Origin of the sequence: Brevibacterium aurantiacum (genome assembly GCF_900169065.1) — a bacterium.
Taxonomy (GTDB): Bacteria; Actinomycetota; Actinomycetes; order Actinomycetales; family Brevibacteriaceae; genus Brevibacterium; species Brevibacterium aurantiacum.
In genome coordinates, this window is record NZ_FXZB01000041.1 from 1 (window position 1) to 22,217 (window position 22,217).

At 64.6% G+C, this 22,217-nt stretch carries 17 protein-coding genes; 13 read left to right on the forward strand and 4 right to left on the reverse strand.

What is annotated here, in order from left to right; all coding sequences use genetic code 11:
- The first annotated feature begins 306 nt into the window (after positions 1-306).
- Entirely contained in the window at positions 307-1,905 is a 1,599-nt protein-coding gene (locus tag BAUR9175_RS18185) for a mechanosensitive ion channel (RefSeq protein ID WP_236850470.1), read from the forward strand.
- A gap of 130 nt (positions 1,906-2,035) precedes the next feature.
- Here the strand turns inward: BAUR9175_RS18185 and BAUR9175_RS18190 are convergent, their stop codons facing one another.
- Positions 2,036-2,836, reverse strand: coding sequence for a LysE family translocator (locus BAUR9175_RS18190; RefSeq protein WP_096157391.1), 801 nt, complete (start codon positions 2,834-2,836; stop codon positions 2,036-2,038).
- Between the two features lie 226 nt (positions 2,837-3,062).
- On the opposite strand from BAUR9175_RS18190, the gene BAUR9175_RS18195 reads away from it, so the two are divergent.
- The 9 genes from BAUR9175_RS18195 to BAUR9175_RS18235 all read left to right on the forward strand — a co-directional run bounded on the left by BAUR9175_RS18195 (position 3,063) and on the right by BAUR9175_RS18235 (position 11,280).
- A complete protein-coding gene (locus tag BAUR9175_RS18195) occupies positions 3,063-3,965 on the forward strand; it encodes a LysR family transcriptional regulator (protein ID WP_101584862.1) in 903 nt (300 codons plus the stop codon).
- A 160-nt stretch (positions 3,966-4,125) separates the two neighbouring features.
- Positions 4,126-5,259, forward strand: a complete 1,134-nt coding sequence (locus tag BAUR9175_RS18200) for a GuaB3 family IMP dehydrogenase-related protein (protein ID WP_009883857.1) — start codon at positions 4,126-4,128, stop codon at positions 5,257-5,259.
- Positions 5,260-5,290: 31 nt separating this feature from the next.
- Entirely contained in the window at positions 5,291-6,256 is a 966-nt protein-coding gene (locus tag BAUR9175_RS18205; RefSeq protein ID WP_009883858.1) for an SURF1 family protein, read from the forward strand.
- A gap of 2 nt (positions 6,257-6,258) precedes the next feature.
- On the forward strand, positions 6,259-6,696 hold the full coding sequence (locus BAUR9175_RS18210; protein WP_009883859.1) for a DUF3817 domain-containing protein: 438 nt from the start codon (positions 6,259-6,261) through the stop codon (positions 6,694-6,696).
- Positions 6,697-6,786: 90 nt separating this feature from the next.
- Positions 6,787-8,367, forward strand: a complete 1,581-nt coding sequence (guaA, locus tag BAUR9175_RS18215; protein WP_101584864.1) for a glutamine-hydrolyzing GMP synthase — start codon at positions 6,787-6,789, stop codon at positions 8,365-8,367.
- A gap of 93 nt (positions 8,368-8,460) precedes the next feature.
- Positions 8,461-9,177: a biotin transporter BioY gene (locus tag BAUR9175_RS18220; protein ID WP_009883861.1), complete on the forward strand. Its 717-nt coding sequence runs from the start codon at positions 8,461-8,463 to the stop codon at positions 9,175-9,177.
- A 29-nt stretch (positions 9,178-9,206) separates the two neighbouring features.
- Complete coding sequence (locus tag BAUR9175_RS18225) at positions 9,207-9,944, forward strand: energy-coupling factor ABC transporter ATP-binding protein (RefSeq protein WP_029417266.1); 738 nt, start codon at positions 9,207-9,209, stop codon at positions 9,942-9,944.
- Positions 9,941-10,579 (forward strand): energy-coupling factor transporter transmembrane component T family protein, encoded by a 639-nt coding sequence (locus tag BAUR9175_RS18230; RefSeq protein ID WP_240513629.1) that lies wholly within the window; start codon positions 9,941-9,943, stop codon positions 10,577-10,579. Before BAUR9175_RS18225 ends, BAUR9175_RS18230 begins: the two co-directional genes overlap by 4 nt.
- Positions 10,580-10,716: 137 nt before the next feature.
- Positions 10,717-11,280, forward strand: a complete 564-nt coding sequence (locus tag BAUR9175_RS18235; RefSeq protein WP_101584865.1) for a cysteine hydrolase family protein — start codon at positions 10,717-10,719, stop codon at positions 11,278-11,280.
- 69 nt (positions 11,281-11,349) lie between these two features.
- Here the strand turns inward: BAUR9175_RS18235 and BAUR9175_RS18240 are convergent, their stop codons facing one another.
- Positions 11,350-12,531: a glycosyltransferase family 4 protein gene (locus BAUR9175_RS18240; RefSeq protein ID WP_240513631.1), complete on the reverse strand. Its 1,182-nt coding sequence runs from the start codon at positions 12,529-12,531 to the stop codon at positions 11,350-11,352.
- 236 nt (positions 12,532-12,767) lie between these two features.
- Between BAUR9175_RS18240 and BAUR9175_RS18245 the strand changes: the two genes are divergently transcribed.
- The 3 genes from BAUR9175_RS18245 (at position 12,768) to BAUR9175_RS18255 (ending at position 17,242) form a co-directional block, all read left to right on the forward strand.
- Positions 12,768-13,406, forward strand: a complete 639-nt coding sequence (locus BAUR9175_RS18245; RefSeq protein WP_009883867.1) for a hypothetical protein — start codon at positions 12,768-12,770, stop codon at positions 13,404-13,406.
- Positions 13,403-14,257, forward strand: coding sequence for a tRNA pseudouridine(38-40) synthase TruA (truA, locus tag BAUR9175_RS18250; protein WP_096145978.1), 855 nt, complete (start codon positions 13,403-13,405; stop codon positions 14,255-14,257). Before BAUR9175_RS18245 ends, truA begins: the two co-directional genes overlap by 4 nt.
- Positions 14,258-14,653: 396 nt before the next feature.
- Positions 14,654-17,242 (forward strand): bifunctional metallophosphatase/5'-nucleotidase, encoded by a 2,589-nt coding sequence (locus BAUR9175_RS18255; RefSeq protein ID WP_257944376.1) that lies wholly within the window; start codon positions 14,654-14,656, stop codon positions 17,240-17,242.
- Positions 17,243-17,295: 53 nt separating this feature from the next.
- On the opposite strand, the gene BAUR9175_RS18260 is transcribed toward BAUR9175_RS18255, so the two are convergent.
- On the reverse strand, positions 17,296-19,437 hold the full coding sequence (locus tag BAUR9175_RS18260) for a hypothetical protein (RefSeq protein ID WP_101584869.1): 2,142 nt from the start codon (positions 19,435-19,437) through the stop codon (positions 17,296-17,298).
- Complete coding sequence (locus BAUR9175_RS18265; protein WP_101584870.1) at positions 19,434-22,037, reverse strand: alkaline phosphatase family protein; 2,604 nt, start codon at positions 22,035-22,037, stop codon at positions 19,434-19,436. The genes BAUR9175_RS18260 and BAUR9175_RS18265 overlap by 4 nt, the downstream gene beginning before the upstream one ends.
- Positions 22,038-22,217 lie beyond the last annotated feature (180 nt).

A 22,217-nucleotide genomic window follows, 5' to 3' on the forward strand; every position in this document is an offset into this window, starting at 1 on the left:
AACGGCAGGCTTGAACACCTCCGCGGGTCTGCTCTGGGGTTCCGTAACATCACCCACTACATCGCCAGGTGTCTGCTCGAGTCCGGTGGCTTCAGACCGGTTCTACACTCTCAATTACGATGAGCCTGAAATACGTCTATGGACGGGTTTCTGCAGACATCTTCATTTGGGTCATCATTCGATTCTCACCTGTCAAAAAGCCTTGTTCTGAGTGTCCGTTGTGAATAGACTCCAAATCAGCAACAGCGAAAATATGAGTGTTCATTCGCTACGAATTCGAGTGTTCATTCGCTGCAGATGAAGGAGATGACGGAAATGCAAATGTCGGACTTGTGGTCAGTTCTTGCGAAAGTGGGACTGGCAATTCTCATACTTATCGTCACATGGATACTTGCCTCGATCGTCAAATGGGCGATCGGGAAATTGGTGACGAAGATACCGGCACTGCAGCGTGACGGAAGCGACGGACGCCAGATCGGGAAGTCGATCGGTCAGATCGGCAGCCTGATCATCTGGCTGCTCGGGCTCATCGCCGTTCTGCAGCTGTTCAACCTCGACCAGGTCCTCAGTCCGCTGCAGGGACTGCTCGACGGAATCTTCGGGTTCCTGCCCAACATCATCGGCGCAGGCTTCATCTTCTTCATCGGCTTCGTCTTCGCGAAGATCGCCAAGCAGCTGGTTCAGACCGCACTCAACGCCGTCGATCTGACAAAGCTGACGTCGAAGTTCAGCTCGCTCGGTGACCGCGCCACGGGCCTGGCCGAGTCGGCCACCGGCACCGCCCCGCAGCAGAACAACATCAACTCCCAGCAGGCAGCCTATGGCCAGCCCCAGCAGGGCCACCCAGGACAGCGGCCCGGACATCCGGGTCAGCAGGGCTACCAGGGACAGCCCCAGCAGGGTCACCCAGGACAGCCCCAGCAGGGTCACCCCGGCGCCGGGAACCCCAATGCTGAGGCGAACGCCAAGATCTCGTCTCTTGTCGGCAACCTCGTCTTCGGAATCATCATCATCGTGGTCTCGATCTCTGCACTCCAGGTTCTGGGCATTGCGGCCATCTCGCAGCCGGCACAGCAGATGCTGGAGCTCTTCCTCAGTGCCATTCCTGCCATCATCGCGGCCGGCATCCTGCTGGCCATCGGCGGGGTCATTGCGAAGTTCCTCGGCAACCTCCTCGAAGAGGTTCTGCGCGGAGTCGGTACGGATCGGGCAGTCGATTCGATCGGAATCGTTCCTGAGGGCACCAGTGCCTCGAGCGTGATCACCAAGATCGTGCAGGTTGCGATCATGATCTTCTTCGCCATCATGGCCACTCGTATGCTCGGCTTCCCCGAGATTACGAACATACTCAACGAGATCCTCGACCTCGGCGGCAGCGTCCTCTTCGGCGCCGCCATCATCGCCGCTGGATTCCTCATTGCGGTACTGATCGGCAAGTTCATCACGAACAATGTGGCGAGCAAGGTGCTGCGCTACTCGGCCATCGCACTCTTCATCGCGATGGGCCTGCGCTACATGGGACTGGCTGATTCGATCATCAACCTGGCCTTCGGTGCAGTGGTCATCGGCGGAGCCGCAGCAGCTGCGCTGGCCTTCGGTCTCGGTGGACGCGATGCCGCCGCCAAGATGCTCAACAAGGTTGAAGCCGAGGTCGAAACCGCAGTCGACAACGACAGTGGAGCCGGCCGTCCGGCTGGCAGCACCAACACTGCAGGCAGCGCCAACACCGCAGGCAGTGCTAATACTGCCGGCAGTGGAAACAGCGGAATCGGAACCGGCGGAGTCGGCAGCACCGGACACGGTGGCACCAGCACCGGGGACGACGGCCCGCTCGGTGGTCCTGCAGGCAGTGGTACCGCAGGCAGTGGTCCAGGAGGCAGCGGTCCCGTACCGCCTGCCAGCTGACCAGATGACATGAAGAAGGTGCGGGCCGGGGTAACTTACCCTGGCCCGCACCTTTGTGTTTCGGCAACTTCTGGCTGCGCTTCTCTGCAGAACAGCTTCTCTGCAGAGCTGCTTTTATCCAGACCTGCTGTTACACCGGGATGGCGATGACGGCGATGCCCATGACCACGAGGACCACGGCGGAGACGGCCTCGATGTAGAAGTCGGTGCTTCTCCTCTGCAGTGCGGCCGCTGCCATGCCGGCGATGAAGGCGAGAAGGATCTGGTAGGCCAGCATCAGCCCGATCACGACCGAGATCAGCAGCAGGTAGTCGACGCCGGCGGCGGAGGATGGCACCAGGGTCGGCATGACGGCGAGGAAGAACAGCCCCGCCTTCGGGTTGCTCAACGACGAGATCAGACCCCGACGATACGAGATGACCGAGCGCAGCTGACCCCAGGATTTCTTCCCATCGGGTGCAGCGTTGACCTCGGATCCGGTGCCGATTTCGGTGCCGGTACCCACCACGGCGCCGTCACTCACCACGTCGCTTGCACCCACCACGGCACCGGTATCGACTGCCTCGCTGATGACGAGATCATCGGTGGCTGCTGCGATCTCACTGACCTGTCCGCGCGGGGGAGTCCCACGCAGTTCGGCCCGGATCCGCAGAGCCTGCCGAGCGGCCAGGATGCCGAGGAAGCACAGGTAGAGCCCGCCGACGACCTTGAGGACGAGCAGGGCCGAAGGGAACGTGGTGAGCAGCGCGGAGATTCCGGTCAGCGCCGCGATCATCCACACCGTCATTCCAGTGGCCGAGCCGAGCGAATAGATCAGGCCAGCCTTGCGACGCAGGGCCGAGAGGCGAACGGTGAGGATCGTCTCGGGGCCGGGAGTGACGGCAAGGACGGTCGCGGCTCCGGCGATGGTGATGAGCTCGGCTCCGGTCATGGTGCTCCTTCAAGGACAGCGACCAGGCGGGTGGCCTGGTCGGAGTGGCAAATGCGACGCTGCACGATGACGGCCCGGGATGGTCGCCGCGAATCACTCTGACCCGGGCGCGAAGGGCTCTGACTCAAGTCTGCCGCAGAACAGCCCGAGAGAACACATCGGGAAAAGCAATCATTTGCTAACGACCATTCGGCATCACCGAACGATCATCGGCTAACCTGAGCACATGTGGGATCTCAACCGACTGCGCATCTGGCGGGCCGTCGTCGCCACCGGCTCCGTCGTCGACGCCGCCAAGAGCCTCAACTACACATCGGCCACGGTCAGCCAGCACATCACGAACCTGCAGAAGGCCGTCGGCGTCCCCCTCTACCGCAGATCAGGGCGCGGCATCGAGATCACCGACCTGGGCAAACGCCTGGCCGAGGAGTCCTCCGATGTCTTCACCGGCCTGAGCAGGCTCGACACCCTTGTGGAGAGCTTCCGCACCGTGAACCGACCCCGCATGCGCATCGCGGCATTCACCTCATTCAACGCCGGGCTGCTGCCGGGGATCATCGAACCGGTCGCATTCGAGCACTCGGACATGCGCTTCGACATCCAACTCAATGAGCCGGCCAAGGTCCGCCGCAGCCACTGCACGATCGAGATCCGCAGCGAAGTGCCCCAGGACGATGAGGTCCACCTGCCCGGAATGACGCGCACTGTCCTCTTCGACGATGACTACAGAGTCGTGGTCTCAAACAGGCACCAATTCGCCAGCCTCGAGTCCGTCCCCTTCAAGGACCTCGCAGACCAGCGGTGGGTCGACTACGACCTGTGGGCGGGCCCGACCAGCAAGGTCGTCGACCTCGCCTGCGCCGCCGCCGGATTCGAGCCACGGACCTTCGCGGCCTCCGAAGACGAGTTCGCCGCCCTCGCCCTCGTCGCCTCGAACCTGGCCATCACCGTTCTGCCGCGTCTGTCGTCGGCTCAGCTGCGCCCGGGACTGACCGCTGTCGGCCTCACCGACCCCACACCTGTGCGCCGCGTCGTCATGCACGTGCGTGAGCGCGAGGCGCATCTGCCGCACGTGCGCTCCTTCGTCACCGCCGCCGAGGCGGTTGTGGCCGACTACCTGTCCCGCTGAGTGGCCGTCGGCTGCGACCGATCCCAAGCAATCTTCGCCTGATCCCAAGCGATCGTCAGCTGGTTCCAAGCGATCTCCAGCTGGTTCTGACAGGGGAGACGCGGTGTTCCTCATAGTGAGCTGAGTCCCCGGCGTCAGGGCTGTGGGATAGGCTGTTCGGGTGAGTTCTGAAATCGAAATCGGCAAAGGCAAGCGCGGTCGTCGCGGCTATTCCCTCGATGACATCGCCGTCATCCCTGCTCGGCGTACGAGAGATCCCGAGGATGTGTCGCTGGACTGGCAGATCGATGCCTACAAGTTCGATCTCCCCTTCATCGGCGCCCCGATGGACTCCGCCATGTCACCGGAGACCGTGATTGCTCTGGGCAAGCACGGTGGCCTGGGCGTACTCGACCTCGAGGGCCTGTGGACCCGCTATGAGGACCCCACTCCGCTGCTGGCCGAAATCGCTCAGCTGCCTGCGGAGATGGCGACCTCACGGATGCAGGAGCTCTACTCAGCACCCATCCAGGCCGAACTCATCACGGCCCGGCTCGAACAGATCCGCGAAGCAGGAGTCACCGTCGCCGGTGCTCTGACACCGCAGCGGACCCAGCAGTTCTACAAGACCGTCATCGATGCCGGAGTCGACATCTTCGTCATCCGCGGCACCACGGTCTCGGCCGAGCATGTGTCTTCGCACACGGAACCGCTCAACCTCAAACAGTTCATCTACGAACTCGACGTCCCCGTCATCGTCGGCGGTGCCGCCACCTACACCGCAGCCCTGCACCTCATGCGCACCGGCGCTGCCGGCGTGCTCGTCGGCTTCGGCGGGGGAGCGGCCGCGACAACCCGCAAGACCCTGGGCCTCCATGCTCCGATGGCCACCGCGATCGCCGATGTCCACGCCGCACGGCGTGACTACATGGACGAATCCGGCGGCCGCTACGTCCACGTCATCGCCGATGGCGGACTGGGCTCCAGCGGCGAGATCGTCAAGGCCTTCGGCGTCGGCGCCGATGCCGTCATGCTCGGCACCGCCCTGGCCCGTTCGACCGAGGCTCCGGGCCGCGGGATGCATTGGGGTGCAGAAGCACACCACCCCGAGCTTCCCCGCGGACACCGTGTGGAGCTGGGAACAGTGGGCAGTCTCGAACAGGTCCTCTTCGGGCCCGGCCGCACCGCCATCGGCGAACTCAACCTCGCCGGTGCCCTGCGTCGTGCCCTCGCCACCACCGGCTATGTCGATCTGAAGGAATTCCAGCGCGTCGACGTCACCGTCTCGCCCTATCAGCCTGGATCGGTGGTTTGATCTGTTCCGCCTGGCGCTGACCCCCAAATGGTTGGGGTCCCTGCTGTTCGTTCTCGTTCTCGTCACCTGCTTCGTCGGACTCTCGGCGTGGCAGGTCGACCGTGCTCAGCATAAGAATGATGCTGTGGAATCGGCCGATGTCGAGGAGGTCGAGCCGTTCAACGAGGTGATGGAGGCGCAGGCCCCGATGCCCGGCATCCTTGCCGATCAGCGGGTCAGTCTGTCCGGGCACTGGCTTCCCGATGCTCAGGTCGTCGTTCCCGGCCGCGTCCTCGACGGAGACAAGGGCTTCTGGGTGGTCACGATGTTCGCCCCCGATGACGCCCGCCTCGGTGCCTCTGTCGGTGCCGACGCCGAAGACAAGACCATCGCGATTCCGGTTCTGCGTGGTTTCACCACCGATGAGAAGACCGCCATGGAATCCCGTGCGGCAGAGGGCCCCGTCAAGATGACGGCGCAGATCGGTCCCGTTGAGGGTCCGATGCCCGGAAACTCGCTGCCCGAGGGCCAGGTGCGCAGCGTCTCGACCTCGCAGCTGATCAACCTGTTCCCCGACCTGCTGACCTACTCAGGGTTCCTCATCCCCGAATCGGCGACCGGTGATGCCGCATCCGTCGCAACAGACGGACTGGCATTCGTGCCGCCGACGACAACGCGGGACGAGGGCGGATTCGACCTGCAGTCCGCCGGCTACGCAATCGAATGGCTGATCTTCGCCGGCATGGCCCTGTACATGTGGTGGCAGCTGCTGCGCGATGACTTCATGCGCCGCCGACTCGGTGAGGGCTCCGATTCTCAGGATCCTGCGAACCGCGTCGAGTACGTTGTCGTGAAGTCCGCCGGCCAGTCCTCGATCGACCCCAAGGTGATGTCGGGACTGACCGGGCTTCCCGCCCACAGACATGGAGCGAAGAAGCCTCGCAGAAGCCGCGGCTCTGCCTCGAAGAGCTCCACCGATGACAACTCGACCAACACCACCCCGACCGGAGGAAACTGAGCGTGAGCGAAGAACCCGAGTCCCTGGATTCCCGCCCCGACTTCGATGACAACGATGTGTGGAGCGTCAAACGCTTCACCTCGGCGCGCAACGCCCTGAAGTTCTATCGGGTGATGGCCATCATCACCGGAACGATGCTTCTCATCCTCACCGTCGAAATGATCTACAAGTACCTCATCGCCGCTGACTCCGCGACGGCACTCAACTTCGGCGGATTCAACCTCGCGGCCGCGATCGCGATCTGCCACGGCTGGTGCTACGTCGTCTACCTCATCGGCTGCTTCTGGCTCAACCAGCAGATGCGCTGGACCTTGGGCCGCTACATCGTCTTGGCCCTAGCCGGAGTGGTCCCGGTGATGTCGTTCATCCTCGAACGCAAGATCCATCGCCAGGTCGAAGCTGAACTGGCCGCGGCCGTGGTGGTCGCACCCAAGAGCTGAGGACCACCTCGGCGAGGTTGGCACGGTGCGGTTCGTCCGCCCGCTGAACCTCGGGTTGGGAGCTGGGTGCCCGGTGTTTAGAATTGGGGCATGACGCAAACCCAGAGCACACAGGTGCCTCCTGTCCTCGTGGTCGATTTCGGTGCGCAGTACGCGCAGCTCATCGCCCGACGGATCCGCGAGGCCGGACTGTATTCCGAGATCATCGCCCATGACGCACCGGCAGCGGAGTTCGCAGCCAAGAAGCCAGTCGCCATCGTGCTCTCGGGTGGACCCTCGAGCGTCAACGATGAAGGCGCCCCCGGATTCGACACCGCTGTCTTCGATCTCGGCGTGCCCACCATGGGCATCTGCTACGGCTTCCAGCTGATGTCGACCACCCTCGGCGGACGGGTGGCCAAGACCGACAAGCGCGAGTACGGTTCGACCCCGGTCACGGTCTCCAGCACCGGTTCGCTTCTGGCCCAGACCCCGAACAGCTACAAGGTCTGGATGTCTCACGGAGATTCCGTCGCCGAGGCGCCCGCTGACTTCGATGTCCTCGCATCGACCGCGGACACCCCAGTCGCGGCCTTCGAATGCGCGGCACGCAAGTTCGCCGGAGTGCAGTGGCACCCAGAGGTCCTCCACTCCGAATACGGGCAGCAGATCCTCGAGAACTTCCTGTTCAACGTCGCCGGCCTGAGCGCCGACTGGACCAATACCAACGTCATCGACGAGCAGGTCGAACTCATCCGCGACCGTGTGGGATCGAAGAAGGTCATCTGCGCTCTCTCCGGCGGAGTCGACTCCTCCGTGGCCGCAGCACTGGTCCACAAGGCGATCGGTGACCAGCTCACCTGCGTCTTCGTCGACCACGGCCTCCTGCGCGAAAACGAACGCGAACAGGTCGAGAACGACTATGTGGACTCGATCGGCGTCCGCCTGGTCACCATCGATGCCCGTGAGCGCTTCCTGTCCGAACTCGCCGGCGTCACCGATCCGGAGACGAAGCGCAAGATCATCGGCCGCGAATTCATCCGCACCTTCGAGTCCGCCTCCGCCGACCTCGTCGCCGAGGCCAAAGATGAGGGCGAAGAGATCGGCTTCCTCGTCCAGGGCACGCTCTACCCCGACGTCGTCGAATCCGGCGGCGGCTCGGGCACCGCGAACATCAAGAGCCACCACAATGTGGGCGGGCTGCCCGATGACATCACCTTCGAACTCATCGAACCCCTGCGTGCCCTGTTCAAGGACGAGGTGCGCGCCATCGGCCGTGAGCTCGGCGTCCCCGAGGCGATCGTCTCCCGCCAGCCCTTCCCCGGTCCCGGACTCGGCATCCGCATCATCGGCGAGGTCACGGAGGATCGTCTGTCGATCCTGCGCAGGGCCGACGCCATCGCCCGTGAGGAGCTGACGAAGGCCGGCCTCGACGGAGAGATCTGGCAGTGCCCGGTCGTCCTCCTGGCCGACGTGCGCTCCGTGGGTGTCCAGGGTGACGGACGCACCTACGGCCACCCGGTCGTGCTGCGCCCGGTCTCCAGCGAAGACGCCATGACCGCCGATTGGACCCGCGTTCCCTACGACGTTCTCTCGGTCATCTCCAACCGCATCACCAACGAGGTCGACGACATCAACAGAGTCGTCCTCGACGTCACCTCCAAGCCTCCGGGCACCATCGAATGGGAATGATTCTGTTCCCCGACTACAACTCCTGAACAGTGTTCAGTTAAGGTGGGTGGTGCCCGAGTAGGTCTCGGGTGCCACCTCACCATCGGAGAACTCATGTCATACGCACACACCGGCAGCACCACCTCGGCGAGGGCCGGGCAGAAAGCCACAGCTGGCAGAGCCGGCGACATCGCCCTGATCGCGGTCTTCGCCGCACTGCTCGCAGCATTCGCGATCATGCCGCCGATCCCCGTCGGGCCGGCCGGTGTGCCGATCACCCTGCAGACCTTCGCCATCGCGCTCTGCGGTCTGGTGCTGGGCCCGTGGCGCGGGGGAGCGGCGGTCCTGCTCTACGTCGTGCTCGGCCTCCTGGGCCTGCCGATCTTCTCCGGCATGAGCGGCGGCATCGGCGTCCTGGCCGGTCCCAGCGCCGGCTACATCCTGTCGTTCACGCTCTACGCACTCGCCACCGGCTTCGTCGCCCGCTGGGCCATTCGCCGCTTCCGCGGATCGAAGCTGTGGATCGCGCTCTTCATCGGCGGACTGGGCTCCAGCCTGCTGCTCAACCACCCGCTGGGGATCCTCGGAATGTCGATCAACGCCGACCTGCCCCTGGGTGTGGCCGCCGTCGCCGACCTCGCGTACTGGCCCGGTGACATCATCAAGAACGTCCTCGCCGTCTCCGTCGCACTGCTCATCCACCGGGCATTCCCCGATGTCCTCCGTCGCCGAGGTGTCCCGACGCCAGGTCCGAATGCTCAGACCGCTGGTGCTGGGTCTGAAGGTGCTGGCTCGGAAGGCACTCGTTCTGAAGGCACTGCGGCACAGTGATCTTCGGTCGGAAGCCGGAGCCTGAGAGCATGGGGGAGCGGGTGCGGGAGATCAGCTTCTCCGAGGTCTCCGTGGGAGTCCTCGATGACACCCCTGCCGGTGATGTCTATCGCCCGATCCTCACCGACGTCAACGTCACGCTCGATGAATCGACGATTGCGATCATCGGGGCCAACGGCTCCGGGAAGTCCACTCTGCTGCAGCTGTTCAACGGCCTGGTCACGGCCAACTCCGGTCGGGTGCTCATCGACGGTCTCGACCCAATCGAGGAGGCGAAGCAGGTCCGCTCGCGGGTCGGTTTCGTCTTCACCGATCCGGCGGCGCAGCTGGTGATGCCGACCCCGCTCGAAGACATCGAGCTCTCCCTGCGCAAACGTGTTCCGAAGGCGGAGCGCCGCGCCGCGGCCTTGGCCGTGCTGGAGGAACTGGGCATCGCCGATCTGGCCGAGCGCAGCGTCTACGAGCTCTCCGGCGGCCAACGTCAGCTGGTCGCATTGGCTGCCGTTCTGGCAGTCGATCCGCAGATCCTCGTCCTCGACGAACCCACCACGCTGCTTGATCTGCGCAACAAGGAGAAGTTGCGGAAACTCCTGGCCGACCTTGTCGCCCGCCGAGGTGTGCGCGTGATCTTCTCCACCCACGACCTCGACTTCGCCGGGATGGCCGACCGCGCCCTCGTCGTCGACTCCGGACGCATCGTCCACGACTCGACTCCCGACGAGGCGACGCGAATGTACCGCGAGCTGATCATGAGCGACTCTTCGTGAGCCGGACGTCCCGCGCTGGTATTCGACCCAGGCCGCAGCTGTTCGGGAAGGTGGCGCACACGCCTGGTTGGCTGCACAGAACGCCGACCGGGGTGAAGCTGGTCGTCATTGCCCTGATCGGCGTTGTGGCTCTGATCTTCCGCGACCCGATCATCAACTGGTCGATGTTCGCCGTCCTCGTCGTTCTCGGCTTCACCGCCAAGTTGCGGCTGCGTCACTTCCTCAAGACCTGGCTCTATGCGGCGGTGCTGATCCTCATCGTCATAGCCATGCAGTATTTCTTCGGATCTCTGCACGCCGGCCTCACGGTCGGTGGCACTGTGTTCGCCTGTGTCCAGGCTGCGATGCTGCTGACCCTGACCACGACCGTGGCACAGCTGCTCGACACCTTCACCGTGATCGTCTCACCACTGCGCTTCTTCGGTGCCAGCCCGGACACGATCGCGCTGACAGCGAGCCTTATGGTGCGCGCCATCTCCCACATCTCCGGACTGCTGGGAGAGGCCGACCGTGCCGCTCGAGCACGTGGTCTCGACTCCAGCATCAAGGCTAGGGTGGTCCCCGCGATCCTTCGCTCGGTGAAGTACGCCCAGGACACCGGACGGGCACTCGACGCTCGCGGGATCGTGGACTGAGCGCCACCGAAGCGGGGCGCCCGAAGGTCATGCGCCGAGCATCCGCGGCCAGCTGACCTGACGAAGAGTATCCTCAGCGAAGGAAGGCAGTCGGCTCGCATTTCGACTGCCGCGCAGATCCGCGAAGGAGACAAACAATGGCTGCAAACCAGCGCCCAGTCCTGCTCGCCATGGACTCCCAGAACGGCATAGCCGGTGATGAGGCCTTCACCAAGACCGGTGTCCTCGAACGGGCCCGCGATGCTGTCGCCGCGGCAAGGGATAAGGGAATCCCTGTCATCTGGGCGCGCGTTGCCCTGCGCGATGGTCACCCCGCGCTCCCCGAAACCGCATCGTTTCGGCAGATCGCCGCTCACGGCGACCTCGATGAGGCACACGCCTCGACGAGCATCCACGAGACACTGGGACGGCACGAGGGCGAACCGATCGTAACGAAGCGTCGCATCAGCTCCTTCGCCGGCAGCGATCTCGAGGTATTGCTGCGCGGCTACGATGCCGACACCCTGATCCTGGCAGGCGTCGCCACCAGCGGAGTGGTCCTGTCGACCATCCGACAGGCTGCCGACCTCGACTTCCGCCTGACGGTGCTCTCCGACGCCTGCGCCGACCGGGATGAGGAGGTCCACCGGGTGCTCACCGAGAAGGTCTTCCCCAAACAGGCCACCGTGCTCACCGTCGCCGAGTGGGCCGCGCAAGCCTGAGGCGCGGCCGCGTCGTCCTGGCGCCCGGGCACCGCGAGTACCGAAAGCAGACCGCAGGGCAGGGCTCGCCTAGAGGGTTGAGGAGTCTTCGGAGGTGGTGGGTGTGGCCACGGTGAAGCCGCGGCCCAGAACCTGTGGGTGCGGATTCTCGATCGCCCGCGAATAGTGGCCGATGAGCTGTGAGCACACGCTCTTCCAGCTGCGGCTGAGCACCTGCTGGCGGCTGGCGAGGCCGAAGGCTCGGCGCTTTGCCTCATCGCCGAGGAGGTCCATGACGTGTTCGCGCATCGCCGCCAGATCCTTGGGCGTGTAGAGCCACCCGGTGTGGGAGGAGTCGACGAGGTCCAGCGGTCCGCCACGAGCCGGAGCGATGACAGGCACTTCGGAGGCCATGGCCTCCTGGATCGTCTGGCAGAAGGTCTCGAGCTCACCGGGGGCGACCATGAGGTCGAAGCTCGCGACGGCCTGAGACAGAGCATCGCCGCCGAGGAATCCAGCGAAATGAGCATTCGGCAGCACCCGTTCGAGCTTTGCCCGCCACGGTCCGTCGCCGACGATGACGAGTTTCGATCCGGGCACGTCGTCCAAGACGGCCAGGTCCTCCACCTGCTTCTCGGCGGCGAGGCGGCCGACGTAGCCGATGATCTTCTCACCATTCGGTGCCACTGATCGGCGCCAGGCCTCTGATCGGTGACTCGGGTCGAAGCGGGAGGAATCGACTCCACGGGCCCACAGGTCCACCTCGGCGACACCGAGTTCGGAGAGCTGATCAAGGGTGTAGCTCGATGGGGCCAAGGTCAGGGAGGCGTGCTGGTGGATGTTGCGCACATGTGACCACAGCATCGCCTCGATGCCGTGCATGCCGTACCGGGCAGCGTAGGCAGGAACCTCGGTCTGATAGATCGCCACTGTCGGCAGGTCGAGGCTCTGCGCAGCCAGGACACCGCGCCAGCCGAGCACGAAGGGGCTGGCCAGGTGGACGACATCGGGGTTGAAGTTCTCCAGCAGTCGTTTGATGCGGCTGACTCCACCGGGAGCGACGCGAACCCGCCGATACTTCGGCAAGGCGATCGAGGGGACCCGCACGATGCGGGCTCCGGCGACCTCCTTGGGACCGTCGCGGCGCGTGCCTGGTGCGATGATGAGGACTTCGTCGCCGCGGTCGGCCAGGTGGTCGAGGACGCGGAGGAGTGAGTGGGTGACCCCATTCATATTGGGGAGGAAGGACTCTGCAATGATCGCTACTCTCACAGAACTCAGTTCACGCCCCCAGGGTGAAGGACGGGCAACATCGAGGCGACCCTTCGGCGACGATAGGCCGAAATCGCCGCGCTTGAGCGCTCTCACCCGATCGCACGCACGCACTCGCCCGATCCGTCGCACGCTCCGCAGTGCCGACGGTGACGAGGCTCTGGTCCCATTCGCGAGGAGTCTGAACCCCGCGTAAACTGAAGTGTCGGTCAAGCGAATGAGAAGGGGAGGCGGCAGTGGTCTGGTTCATCGTCGGAGCATGTGTGCTTGCCCTTGTCATCCTCGCCCTGACCGTGACGATCCTGCGCTTCAACCAGCTGTCGATGGCGCGTTCGCTCTGCGATGAGGCCAAACGCCAGCTGCTCGTCGAACTCCGCGGTCGGCACGCCCTCGTGCCCGCCTACATCGGAACCCTGCAGCAGATCACCACCCGAGACCTCAGCTCTGTCGAACTCGCGCTCGCCTCGGCCCAGAGGGCTCCCTTCGGCCCCCGCGGGGCTGCGGCGGAGAACGCGCTGACCCGGACCATCGACGAGGCGGCACAGATCCCCAGTCAGATCAGCGACAGGGCGATTGCCGCCGACTCGTCTCTCGCGATGCAGACGGGGCCCCGCGAAGAACTCGACACCACCATCGCGCTTCTGCACGGTCAGCTCAATGTGCTGGCCGAACGCATCCTGGCAGGCGCCCGCATCTACAACACGAACGTCGATCTCTACCACCGGCAACGCGAACGTGCCGTGTCGCGGCTGTTCAAGAACGTGTTCAAGGCCCGCGAACCCTTCACCGAAACGGACCAGGAACGGTCCTCGGCAGAAGCGGAACCCCAGGACCAGTTTGGAGCTTCGAACCGAACCGGATCGGCCGGATCATGACGCGGTTCCGCATCGACCTCGGCTACCGCGGCACCGACTTCCACGGCTGGGCCAAGCAGCCCGGGCTGCGCACCGTGCAGGACTCACTGGAGGCCGGGCTGTCCCGGATCACCGGCGCCGAGGTGGCCACCATCGTTGCCGGGCGCACCGACGCCGGCGTCCACGCGAGACGGCAGGTCGTTCACATCGACCTCGCCGAAGAGGGCATCGAGAAGCTCATCGGCAAGTCCTCCCGACCAGCCGAGGCGGCGCTGCTGTCGCGTCTGCGTGGAGTCCTCACCGTCGATGACACCGATGACATCGTCATCCATGCCGTGTCCGAGGTTCCCGAAGACTTCGACGCTCGGTTCTCCGCACTGTGGCGGACCTACCAGTACAGGCTCGCCGACCGCCGATCCTTCATCGATCCGCTGCTGACACCCGTGACACCGCGGCACAAGGGCGAACTCGACGCCGAGGCGATGGCCGAGGCCGCACGGGAGGCCCAGGGCCTCCACGACTTCATTCCCTTCTGCAAACCACGCGAGGGCGCGACGACCATCCGCACACTGCACGAACTCGAGGTCACCCGGGATCAGGAAGCGGTCATCACCATCGACCTGCGTGCCGATGCGTTCTGCCACCACATGGTCCGTGCCCTGGTGGGCGGGCTGATCAAGGTCGGATCCGGCACCTGGCCGGTGACTCGGCCCGCGGAGCTCCTCGCCGAGGCGGACACAGGAGTCGACCCCGACGTTCCGATGTTCGTCTCTCCCGCACACGGGCTCGTCCTCACCGGGGTGGGATACCCCGAGGCCGAGTTCTATGCCTCCCGCGCAGCTCAGACCATGGCCCGCCGGACACAGGCTTAGTCGGACACAGGCTTAGCCAGAACAAGCTCGATTGCGGCACCGGCTTCAGCGCCACACAGGCTCAGTTGCCGACTCCTGGGCCGATCCCGGCAACGCGACGGCGACCCTGACAGCAGCTCGACAGCGACCCTGACAACAGCTCGACGGCGACCCTGACAGCGAGGGTTTGTATCGTCTTTTTGAGAGAATCCCTCTTTCCAGATGTGAGAATCCTGTGTACATTCACATGTAGGTAACTCATCGTTCGCTTAGGCACTGCAGAATGAGTCTGCTTGATCCTCACCAGGCACAGCTGTTGTGCGGCGGATGCAATGACCAAAGGAAACCACATACATGACGAAGCTAGTGACCAAAAGACTAGTGACCAAGATGCTGGCAACGGGAGCGGCAGTGTCAATGTTGACGCTGCCGGGCGCCGCCCCCTCACTTGCCGCATCCCTCGGAAACGGCTCCGCCGAGGAAGCACCCTCGACGACCAGCCCCTCGGAATCATCCCCGAGCGAGTCATCAGCTGGTGGCTCATCGTCCACAGACTCACCTGCAGATGCCAGTGCAGATGCAGCCGAGGGTGAGGACAAGGATACCTCGACACAGGCGGCAGCCGAGGGCACCAAGGTTCAGCTGCTCAACATCACCGACTTCCACGGACGCATCGCCGAGGCGGGCACGCAGGTCGCCTCGGTCGTTGAGGAACAGCGCGCGACGTACGCCGCCGAAGACGGCACCGCCGGAACCGGGGTCCTCTCCGCAGGCGACAACATCGGAGCCTCCACCTACGTCTCCTCCTCACAGCAGGACACCCCGACGCTGGATGTCCTCAACGCCATCGGCGTCCAGGCTTCAGCAGTCGGCAACCACGAATTCGACCAGGGCATGGAAGATCTGGCCGGCCGGGTCTCGTCCGAAGCAGACTTCCCCTACCTGGCGGCCAATGTCTACAGCGAGGGCACCACCGACGTCGTCGACGGCCTTGAGGGCTACACCACGGTCGATGTGGGTGGCGTGAAGGTCGCCGTCATCGGCGTCGTCACCAAGGACACACAGTCACTGGTCTCACCCGACGGCATCGCCGGCCTCGAATTCGGTGACCCCACCGACGCAGTCAACCGAGTCGCCGGCGAGATCGAGAACCTGCCCGAGGACGAACAGCCGGATATGACGGTCGTCGAGGCCCACCTCGGCGCCTCAAGCACGGAGAGCCTCGACGAGGCGAAGGCCTCGAACGCCGAGTTCAACAAGCTCGTGACCGAGGCAGACGCCTCCGTTGACGTCCTCTTCACCGGCCATACCCACCTGCCCTACTCCTTCGAGGCCCCTGTCCCCGGCGAGCCGGACCGGACACGGCCCGTGCTGGAGGCCGGCAGCTACGGCGAATACGTCGGTCAGGTCCAGCTCGAAGCCGATGCCGAGGGCAACTGGACGACCGAGAACACCGAACTCATCGAGACGGAGAAGAAGAGCTATGACTCGCCCGTCGTCGATGAGGTCAGCCAGATCATCGCCGATGCCGATGCAAAAGCGAAGGTTCCAGGCTCCGTCGTCGCCGGCGAGATCAGTGAGGACATCACCCGCGCCACGAAGGACGGCAAGGAAGACCGCGGTGCGGAGAGCACCCTGGGCAACCTCGTCGCCGATGCACTCAAGGACGGAGTCGAGGGCACACAGCTTGACGACGCCGACTTCGGCATCACCAACCCGGGCGGGCTGCGCACCGACCTGAAATGCGATGACATCTACAACAAAGAGGACACGTGCGAAGTCACGGCCGCTGAACTCAGCTCGGTCCTGCCCTTCGCCAATGACCACGGTGTCGAAACGATGCAGGGTTCGGACGTCATCGGACTGTTCGAAGAGCAGTGGCAGCCAGCCGACGCCTCGCGTCCGTTCCTCCACCTCGGCATCTCGGAGGAGCTCGAAGTCGTCTACGACTCCGATGCTGCGAAGGGCAAGCACGTGAAATCGGTCGAGGTCAACGGCAAGAAGCTCGATCCGAACAAGGAGTACAGGGTTGCGACGCTGAGCTTCCTCGCCGCCGGGGGAGACAACTTCTCCTCCTTCGCTGAGGGTGACTTCGAACTCTCCGGGCGCACGGACTTCGAGACCTGGGTCGACTACTTCGAGAACCGCACCGAGGCTGGCGAGAAGGTCTCACCGGACAAGGACGAACGCCAGGCCGACATGAGCAAGGACGTCATCGACAACGGTGAGCTCACGGTCGATCTCGCCGCCCCCGAGGATGGCATCGAACCAGGTGAGAACCGGGACTTCGTCCTCAACACCACCGCCGAGGCGGAGGTCCCAGGACCCGTGGACGTGACCGTCGATCTGCCCGAGGGCTACACCGTCAGCGCCGCTGGCCCGGCATCGGCCGGAGCCCAGCAGGGCGGGCAGTCGGAGACCGCGAAGGCACCGGAGGTCACGGTGGACGCCGCGACGAAGACCATGACCTTGGAATCGATTCCCGCCGGTGAGAGCGACGTCGCCATCAACGTCACTGCGCCCGAGGACGCGAGCGGTGAAGTCACCCTCGAGGTGGGACTGAAGGCCGGGGACGCACAGTGGTGGGATGACAACCCGCTGCCGGTCAATCACGCTTTCGAAGCCACGGCACAGGTCGGTGACGAGGCGAACGCCGCTGCCGGTGATGACGGCGGCGCCGACGGCACCTCCGACGGTGCAGGCTCGGATGCCGATGCCACCGGCGGTGACAACGGCAGTGCGAACGCCTCGGGATCGAATGCCGGCTCCAACGGCACCGGTGCGAATGCGGATGACTCCGGGGCCACCTCGGCGAATGCCAACGCATCGGGAGCCACCTCGGCGAATGCCGATGGCAGCGGATCCAACGCCAACGGTTCGAAGGACGGTGGGGATCTGCCTCGCACCGGTTTCGAGGCCATGAATCTGGTGGCGGCGGCACTCGCGCTCATCGTCGCAGGCAGCATGGCCGTGAGCATGGTGCGCCGACGCAAGGCCACCGTGTGACACGGACACTGAGGCGCGGCTGAGACCCTAGGGCTCGGCCAGGCAGGCGGCGGTCAGACGGAACTGGAGAGTTTCGCCTGGCCGCCGCTGTCTGCTGTCTGCTTCGTCTCGAAGGTCTCAAGGTGGACCAGAACGGGGACGAGGAAGAGGATGCCGACGGCGGGGACGACGATTCCCGAGTCGTTGATGATCGTGCCGACGCCCAACAGGATGGCGAGGCTGATCATGCCCGCCCGCAGCAGGGGGATCCGATCGTAGGCGTTGATCATTCCCTGCAGGGAGAAGCGCTGGGGTTCCAATGCCAGCCAGAAGACGCCGATGATGATGAGCGGAAGGAGCAGCGTCATCCACGACTGGGTGAGGATGTCGATGTTCATGCCGATCTTGCGCGCGAGCACGCCCAGGGCCTCGCCGCTGATGATGGAGTCGAAGAAGCGACCGAAGTGGGTGCGCTGATCGGCGGGACGCAGCCAGTCGAGGAAGAGGACCGCGAGCATTACGAAGCCGGCGATTCCCACCGTCAGCCCCATGCGCTTGAGTGAGAATCTGATGCCCGCGGCCGCGAGGACCAGGTAGGCGACGCCGATGATCAGCGTCGGCACGGACCCGAACTTCGTGCCCAGTCCCGGGGCGGCCAAGATGACGCTCGAGATGAGGATCGGCACGGTGACGATGAGGATGCGCATGAGCGGTCGCTTCGTCAGCGATGCGAACCCGGCGACGGCCAGAATCAGGGCGCAGCAGTAGAGCGCGAGGGCGGAGTTGCCGATGCCGTAGAACCGTGAGGCGATGAGCAGCGGCTCGCCCAGCAGGGTCGACATCTGCAGCTGCGAGCCGGTCATCACGTCATAGGCTAAGACGAGGACCGTGACGACGCTGACGAAGAGCACCGGTCCCAGCTTGAACCCACGCCACGGCCCCAGCAGGGCGATGACCCCGAGGGCCAGAGACCACCCGGCCAAGGCGCCCAGCATCGCAATATCAGGGTTGGTCGCCCTCTCCCATGGCACGGTGTTGACCAGATAGGTCGAGACCGGCATGGCGGCGAAGACGATGCCCAGCCGGTAGGCCCCGGAGTGGACGAGCTCGCGATGATTCTTGCGCAGGAACCACGCGAGGACCAGCAGACCGACCATGAGTGTGGCGACGACGGGGAAGAACCAGGTCGAGAGCTCGTTCTGCGTCTTCACCGCAACCTGACGGTCGAGAACTGTCTGGAAACGCGACTCCCAGCCGCTGTCCGGATCCTGGTTGTTCATCGGGGCGCCGGCAGCGTTCTGCATGGGCTCGCCGTCGCTGAGTTCGACGAGTGTCGGGGCGAGGTCGGGCACCTGGATGAGGCCGGGTTGGCGAGTCGATGACGAGCTCAGCAGACCAACAGTCCCGCCGGGGCGCAGCATCATCGTCGACTGCATCGACGAGCTCTTGACTGAACCGTCGGCGATCGAGGAGAAGATGATCGGCGAGGTGCCCACAGTCAGATGTTCGGGGTCGTCGGGGTCGACCCAGCCGGCGGCTGCCAGAATTTTCCCGACGTGTGAGTCGAGGGTCTTGAGTGAATATCCGTCCGAGGTGGTGTCGCCGAGGTCGACGAGTGTGAGCTCACCGTTCTGTGAGGCCCGAGCCGCCTTCTGGGCCAAGTCGTCGCCGACCGGTGACCAGTTGTCGACTTTGCCCCTGTGATCGGCCGCCGCGATCGCGGCGCCTGGTCCGAAGGCAGCGATGTCGGGCACCGACTCCGTAAGAGCGCCGAGGTTGGCGTCGTAGTTGTCGCTTCTGGCGACCTGCGCATAGACGTCCCAGTCAGCGACCCAGCCGTCGAGGGGCGCGGCCGGCTGGCGGCACTCCTCGCGGGGTTCGTCGGCGGCCCGCCGTCCCGCGCCGACGCCGAGCCAGCCGTCGACGGGGCAGCTGGTCGTCCGCACGCTGCGGGGAGTGATGGTGCCGATCTGCGCGGTCTGCATCATCCTCCACAGATTCGGTGTCGTACGCGGATCGAGGTCCTCGAAGCTGAACCCGGAGACACCGATGAAGATCGGACCCTTGCCCGCCGAGGCGGCTTCCGCTTCCGATTCACTGTTTCCATCCATGCCCCGGGTTGGCGCGGCCTGAGCGCCCTGCGGCAGTCCGAGGATGAGCAGGGTGATGACGAAGAGACCGAGCAGCATGCGCACGGGCAGCGAGGATGTTCTCATGCTCGATCCGTCCCGGACTTAGGTGCACCCTGAGGTTCAGACGCATCTTCAGCAGACATGAGGATGGTCCGCGTACTGCCCCGACGGGGCTTGGCGTCGGCGATCGTCTCCTGCGCATGCTCGGCGCTCAGTGCCAGCAGGTAGGGCAGGAGCACCATGGCACCGGTCGAGGGCACGGCGATGCCGGAGTCGGTGATGACCAGCCCCACCGCCATGCCGGTGACCGCGGCGAGGAACCCGAAGTGGATGTCCTGGTCCTCGAACACCTGCGGCAGGCGACCCCGCCACTTGTTCGCCAGACGACCGGCGCGGGTGGCAGGTGTGATGCTCGGGAAGTGGAGCAGATAGCGCAGGAAGAACAGGATTGCGATGATCGCCAGGGGAGTGACGATCGCCAAGGCAGGATTGATCGCCACGATATGAAGATTCGCGCCGAGCTTGCGACCGATGACCTGCAGCGCCTCACCTGTGACGATCTGGTCGAAGAAGGTTCCGAAGTGCGAGCGTGATCCCGGCTCCCGCAGCCAGTCGAGGAACGCGATGCCCAGCAGCACAGCCAGGGACGCGAGGCCGATGAGCACGAGCCGGAAGATGGACAGACGGATCCGGCTGACCAGTGCCAACAGCACGAGGAGACCGGCCAAGGTGGCGATCGTACCGCCGAACTTCGCTCCCCAGGACGGGTTGCCGGAGACGAAGACTGCGAACAGTCCGAGCACAAGCGGGAGGAGGAAGACGAGTCTGCGATGCCCTCGCGCCCGCAGCCAGGAGATCGCAATGCCGAGGAAGATGAAGAGGCTGACGATGAAGATCGCCGCACCTTGATTGCCCAGTCCGTAGTACCTGCCGCCGACGATCGGGTTGTAGCCCAGCAGCGAGTTGCCCTGCAGGTGCGAGCCGGTGATGAGGTCCGCGGAGAGGATGAGGAAGCTCAGCAGCGACAGAGCAGCCACGCGACCACGCCAGGTCCGACCCCAGGGCGGAAGCAGAGAGACGCAGAAGAGCAGCGCTGCCGAGACCGCGATCGACACACTGAGGCCGAAACCGGGGTGGGGCAGTCTGGCCCACGGGAATAGGCCTGCCACGAATGCGCTCATCGGCAGCGTCGCTGCGGCAAAAGAGACCCAGGCGAGGAACCGGTGCACGGTGGGAACGGTCCTCGCACCACCTCGGCGACCGATGAGGTTCCGGGCCAAGAGGACACCGCACAGGATGAACAGGACGTAGAAGATGATGTCGAGGAGCAGGGAGAACGTCGACAGGTGCTGGTAGATCGACGTCGCCTTCTGAGCCTCGGACACGAGGTCGTCGATGCGTTCGTCCGGTTCGTCTTCGGTGGGTGTGACGTCGAAGGAGATGCCGTTGGGGGAGGAGATGCCGAACTGGTCGAGGATGCCCGGGGCGATGTCCGTGAGCTGGAGGAGGCCGGGGGTGCGGGTGCTGGCCGAGGACAGGTTTCCGGGTTCGTAGCCGGGGCCGGAGGCGATGAAAGCGCGCAGCTGCGGCAGACCCGAGCTGTCCCCGAGGCCGGCCACGATGATCGTCGGCTCTTCACTTCCCGGGGCCGCAGAATCACGGACTTCCTCAAGCTTGTCGCCCAAGCGTTCGTCGGCCTCGGCGACGCGTTCCTCACGGTCGAAGAAGACAGGAACGGTATAGGAGTAGTTGGGGATCGGATCATAGAGCCAGGCGGAGGAGCCGATCGAGCCTAAGTCGACGAGGCCGAGTCGACAGTCGGTGGCGGCGGCATCGTCTGTGTAGTTGGCCACAACGCCGTTCTGGTCGGCCGCCGCGTAGGCCGCGCCCGGACCCTCGGCGGCGACGCAGGGTTCAAGCTGCGACGCGGCTGACGAGGCTTCTGTGCCCTGTGGGACGGTCTTTCCCTGTTCGCGGACGAGCCGGGCGAGCATTCCGTAGTCCACCGAGTAGCCGGAGTCGACGTTCGGTTCCTTGATGGCCTCGAAGTCATCGATCGTCGCGGTGGTGGTGCCCTTCGCAGCCTGCCCGGGGAGATCTTCATCACTCGAGGAGCTGGTCCCGGCCGCGGAGTTCGCGGCCTCGTCGGCACCGTCGAGTGCCTTCTCTACAGCCTCGTTGCTGCTCGACGGCGCACTCAGAGCAGGACAGGTGGCCTTGCTGCCTTCGAGTTCTGGGTCAGTGGGCGGGCCCGCCTGGGCACGGGCGCCGGCCCCCATGGACAGCCAGCCGGAACCGGGGCAGGTCGCCGACCCGATGGTGCGCACATTGAGGTTGGCGGCAGAGCCGTTGGAGAACAGCTCATAGAGGTTCGGAGTGCGCACAGGATCGATATCATTGATGGTCAGACCGGGTATGCCGTAGACGATGGTCTTGCCGTCGGGAGGCCGAGAGGCATCCGAATCCTCGCCCGCTGACCCTGTGCCAGCAGACGCCGAGGTCGTCGATGCCGCGGTGCTGCTCGCCGCAGCTGCTGGGGCCGACCCTGCAGAAGGGGACTCGTCCGCGGCAGCGGCTGGTGACTGTGCCGGTCCGAGGATGAGGACCACGAGCCCGAGAACTATTCCCAGCACCAGGAGTCTGAATGCGGGAAGGCGCGTGGGCAGGAGGGATGAAGGCGGCACAGGTCAATAGTATCGGCTCAGCTTTCCACCCGCTCTGGCACTGGCCTGAGCGTCGAGGTGCCTCACTGAGGAGTGAGCGCGTGATCCGTGTTGGTGCCTCAGCATTTTTGAGCGTGAGGCTTACGGTTCACTAATTCGTTTGGAGTCGATTCATCGACGGTTTCAATGATGCCATGTCCA

Excerpts from the sequence above, each read along its gene's own strand:
- BAUR9175_RS18255 (WP_257944376.1), top strand. The coding sequence starts at position 14,654 with ATGTTGACGCTGCCGGGCGCCGCCCCCTCACTTGCCGCATCCCTCGGA.
- guaA (WP_101584864.1), top strand. The coding sequence starts at position 6,787 with ATGACGCAAACCCAGAGCACACAGGTGCCTCCTGTCCTCGTGGTCGAT.
- BAUR9175_RS18225 (WP_029417266.1), top strand. The coding sequence starts at position 9,207 with ATGGGGGAGCGGGTGCGGGAGATCAGCTTCTCCGAGGTCTCCGTGGGA.
- BAUR9175_RS18185 (WP_236850470.1), top strand. The coding sequence starts at position 307 with ATGACGGAAATGCAAATGTCGGACTTGTGGTCAGTTCTTGCGAAAGTG.
- truA (WP_096145978.1), top strand. The coding sequence starts at position 13,403 with ATGACGCGGTTCCGCATCGACCTCGGCTACCGCGGCACCGACTTCCAC.
- BAUR9175_RS18190 (WP_096157391.1), bottom strand. The coding sequence starts at position 2,836 with ATGACCGGAGCCGAGCTCATCACCATCGCCGGAGCCGCGACCGTCCTT.
- BAUR9175_RS18235 (WP_101584865.1), top strand. The coding sequence starts at position 10,717 with ATGGCTGCAAACCAGCGCCCAGTCCTGCTCGCCATGGACTCCCAGAAC.
- BAUR9175_RS18195 (WP_101584862.1), top strand. The coding sequence starts at position 3,063 with ATGTGGGATCTCAACCGACTGCGCATCTGGCGGGCCGTCGTCGCCACC.
- BAUR9175_RS18260 (WP_101584869.1), bottom strand. The coding sequence starts at position 19,437 with ATGAGAACATCCTCGCTGCCCGTGCGCATGCTGCTCGGTCTCTTCGTC.
- BAUR9175_RS18220 (WP_009883861.1), top strand. The coding sequence starts at position 8,461 with ATGTCATACGCACACACCGGCAGCACCACCTCGGCGAGGGCCGGGCAG.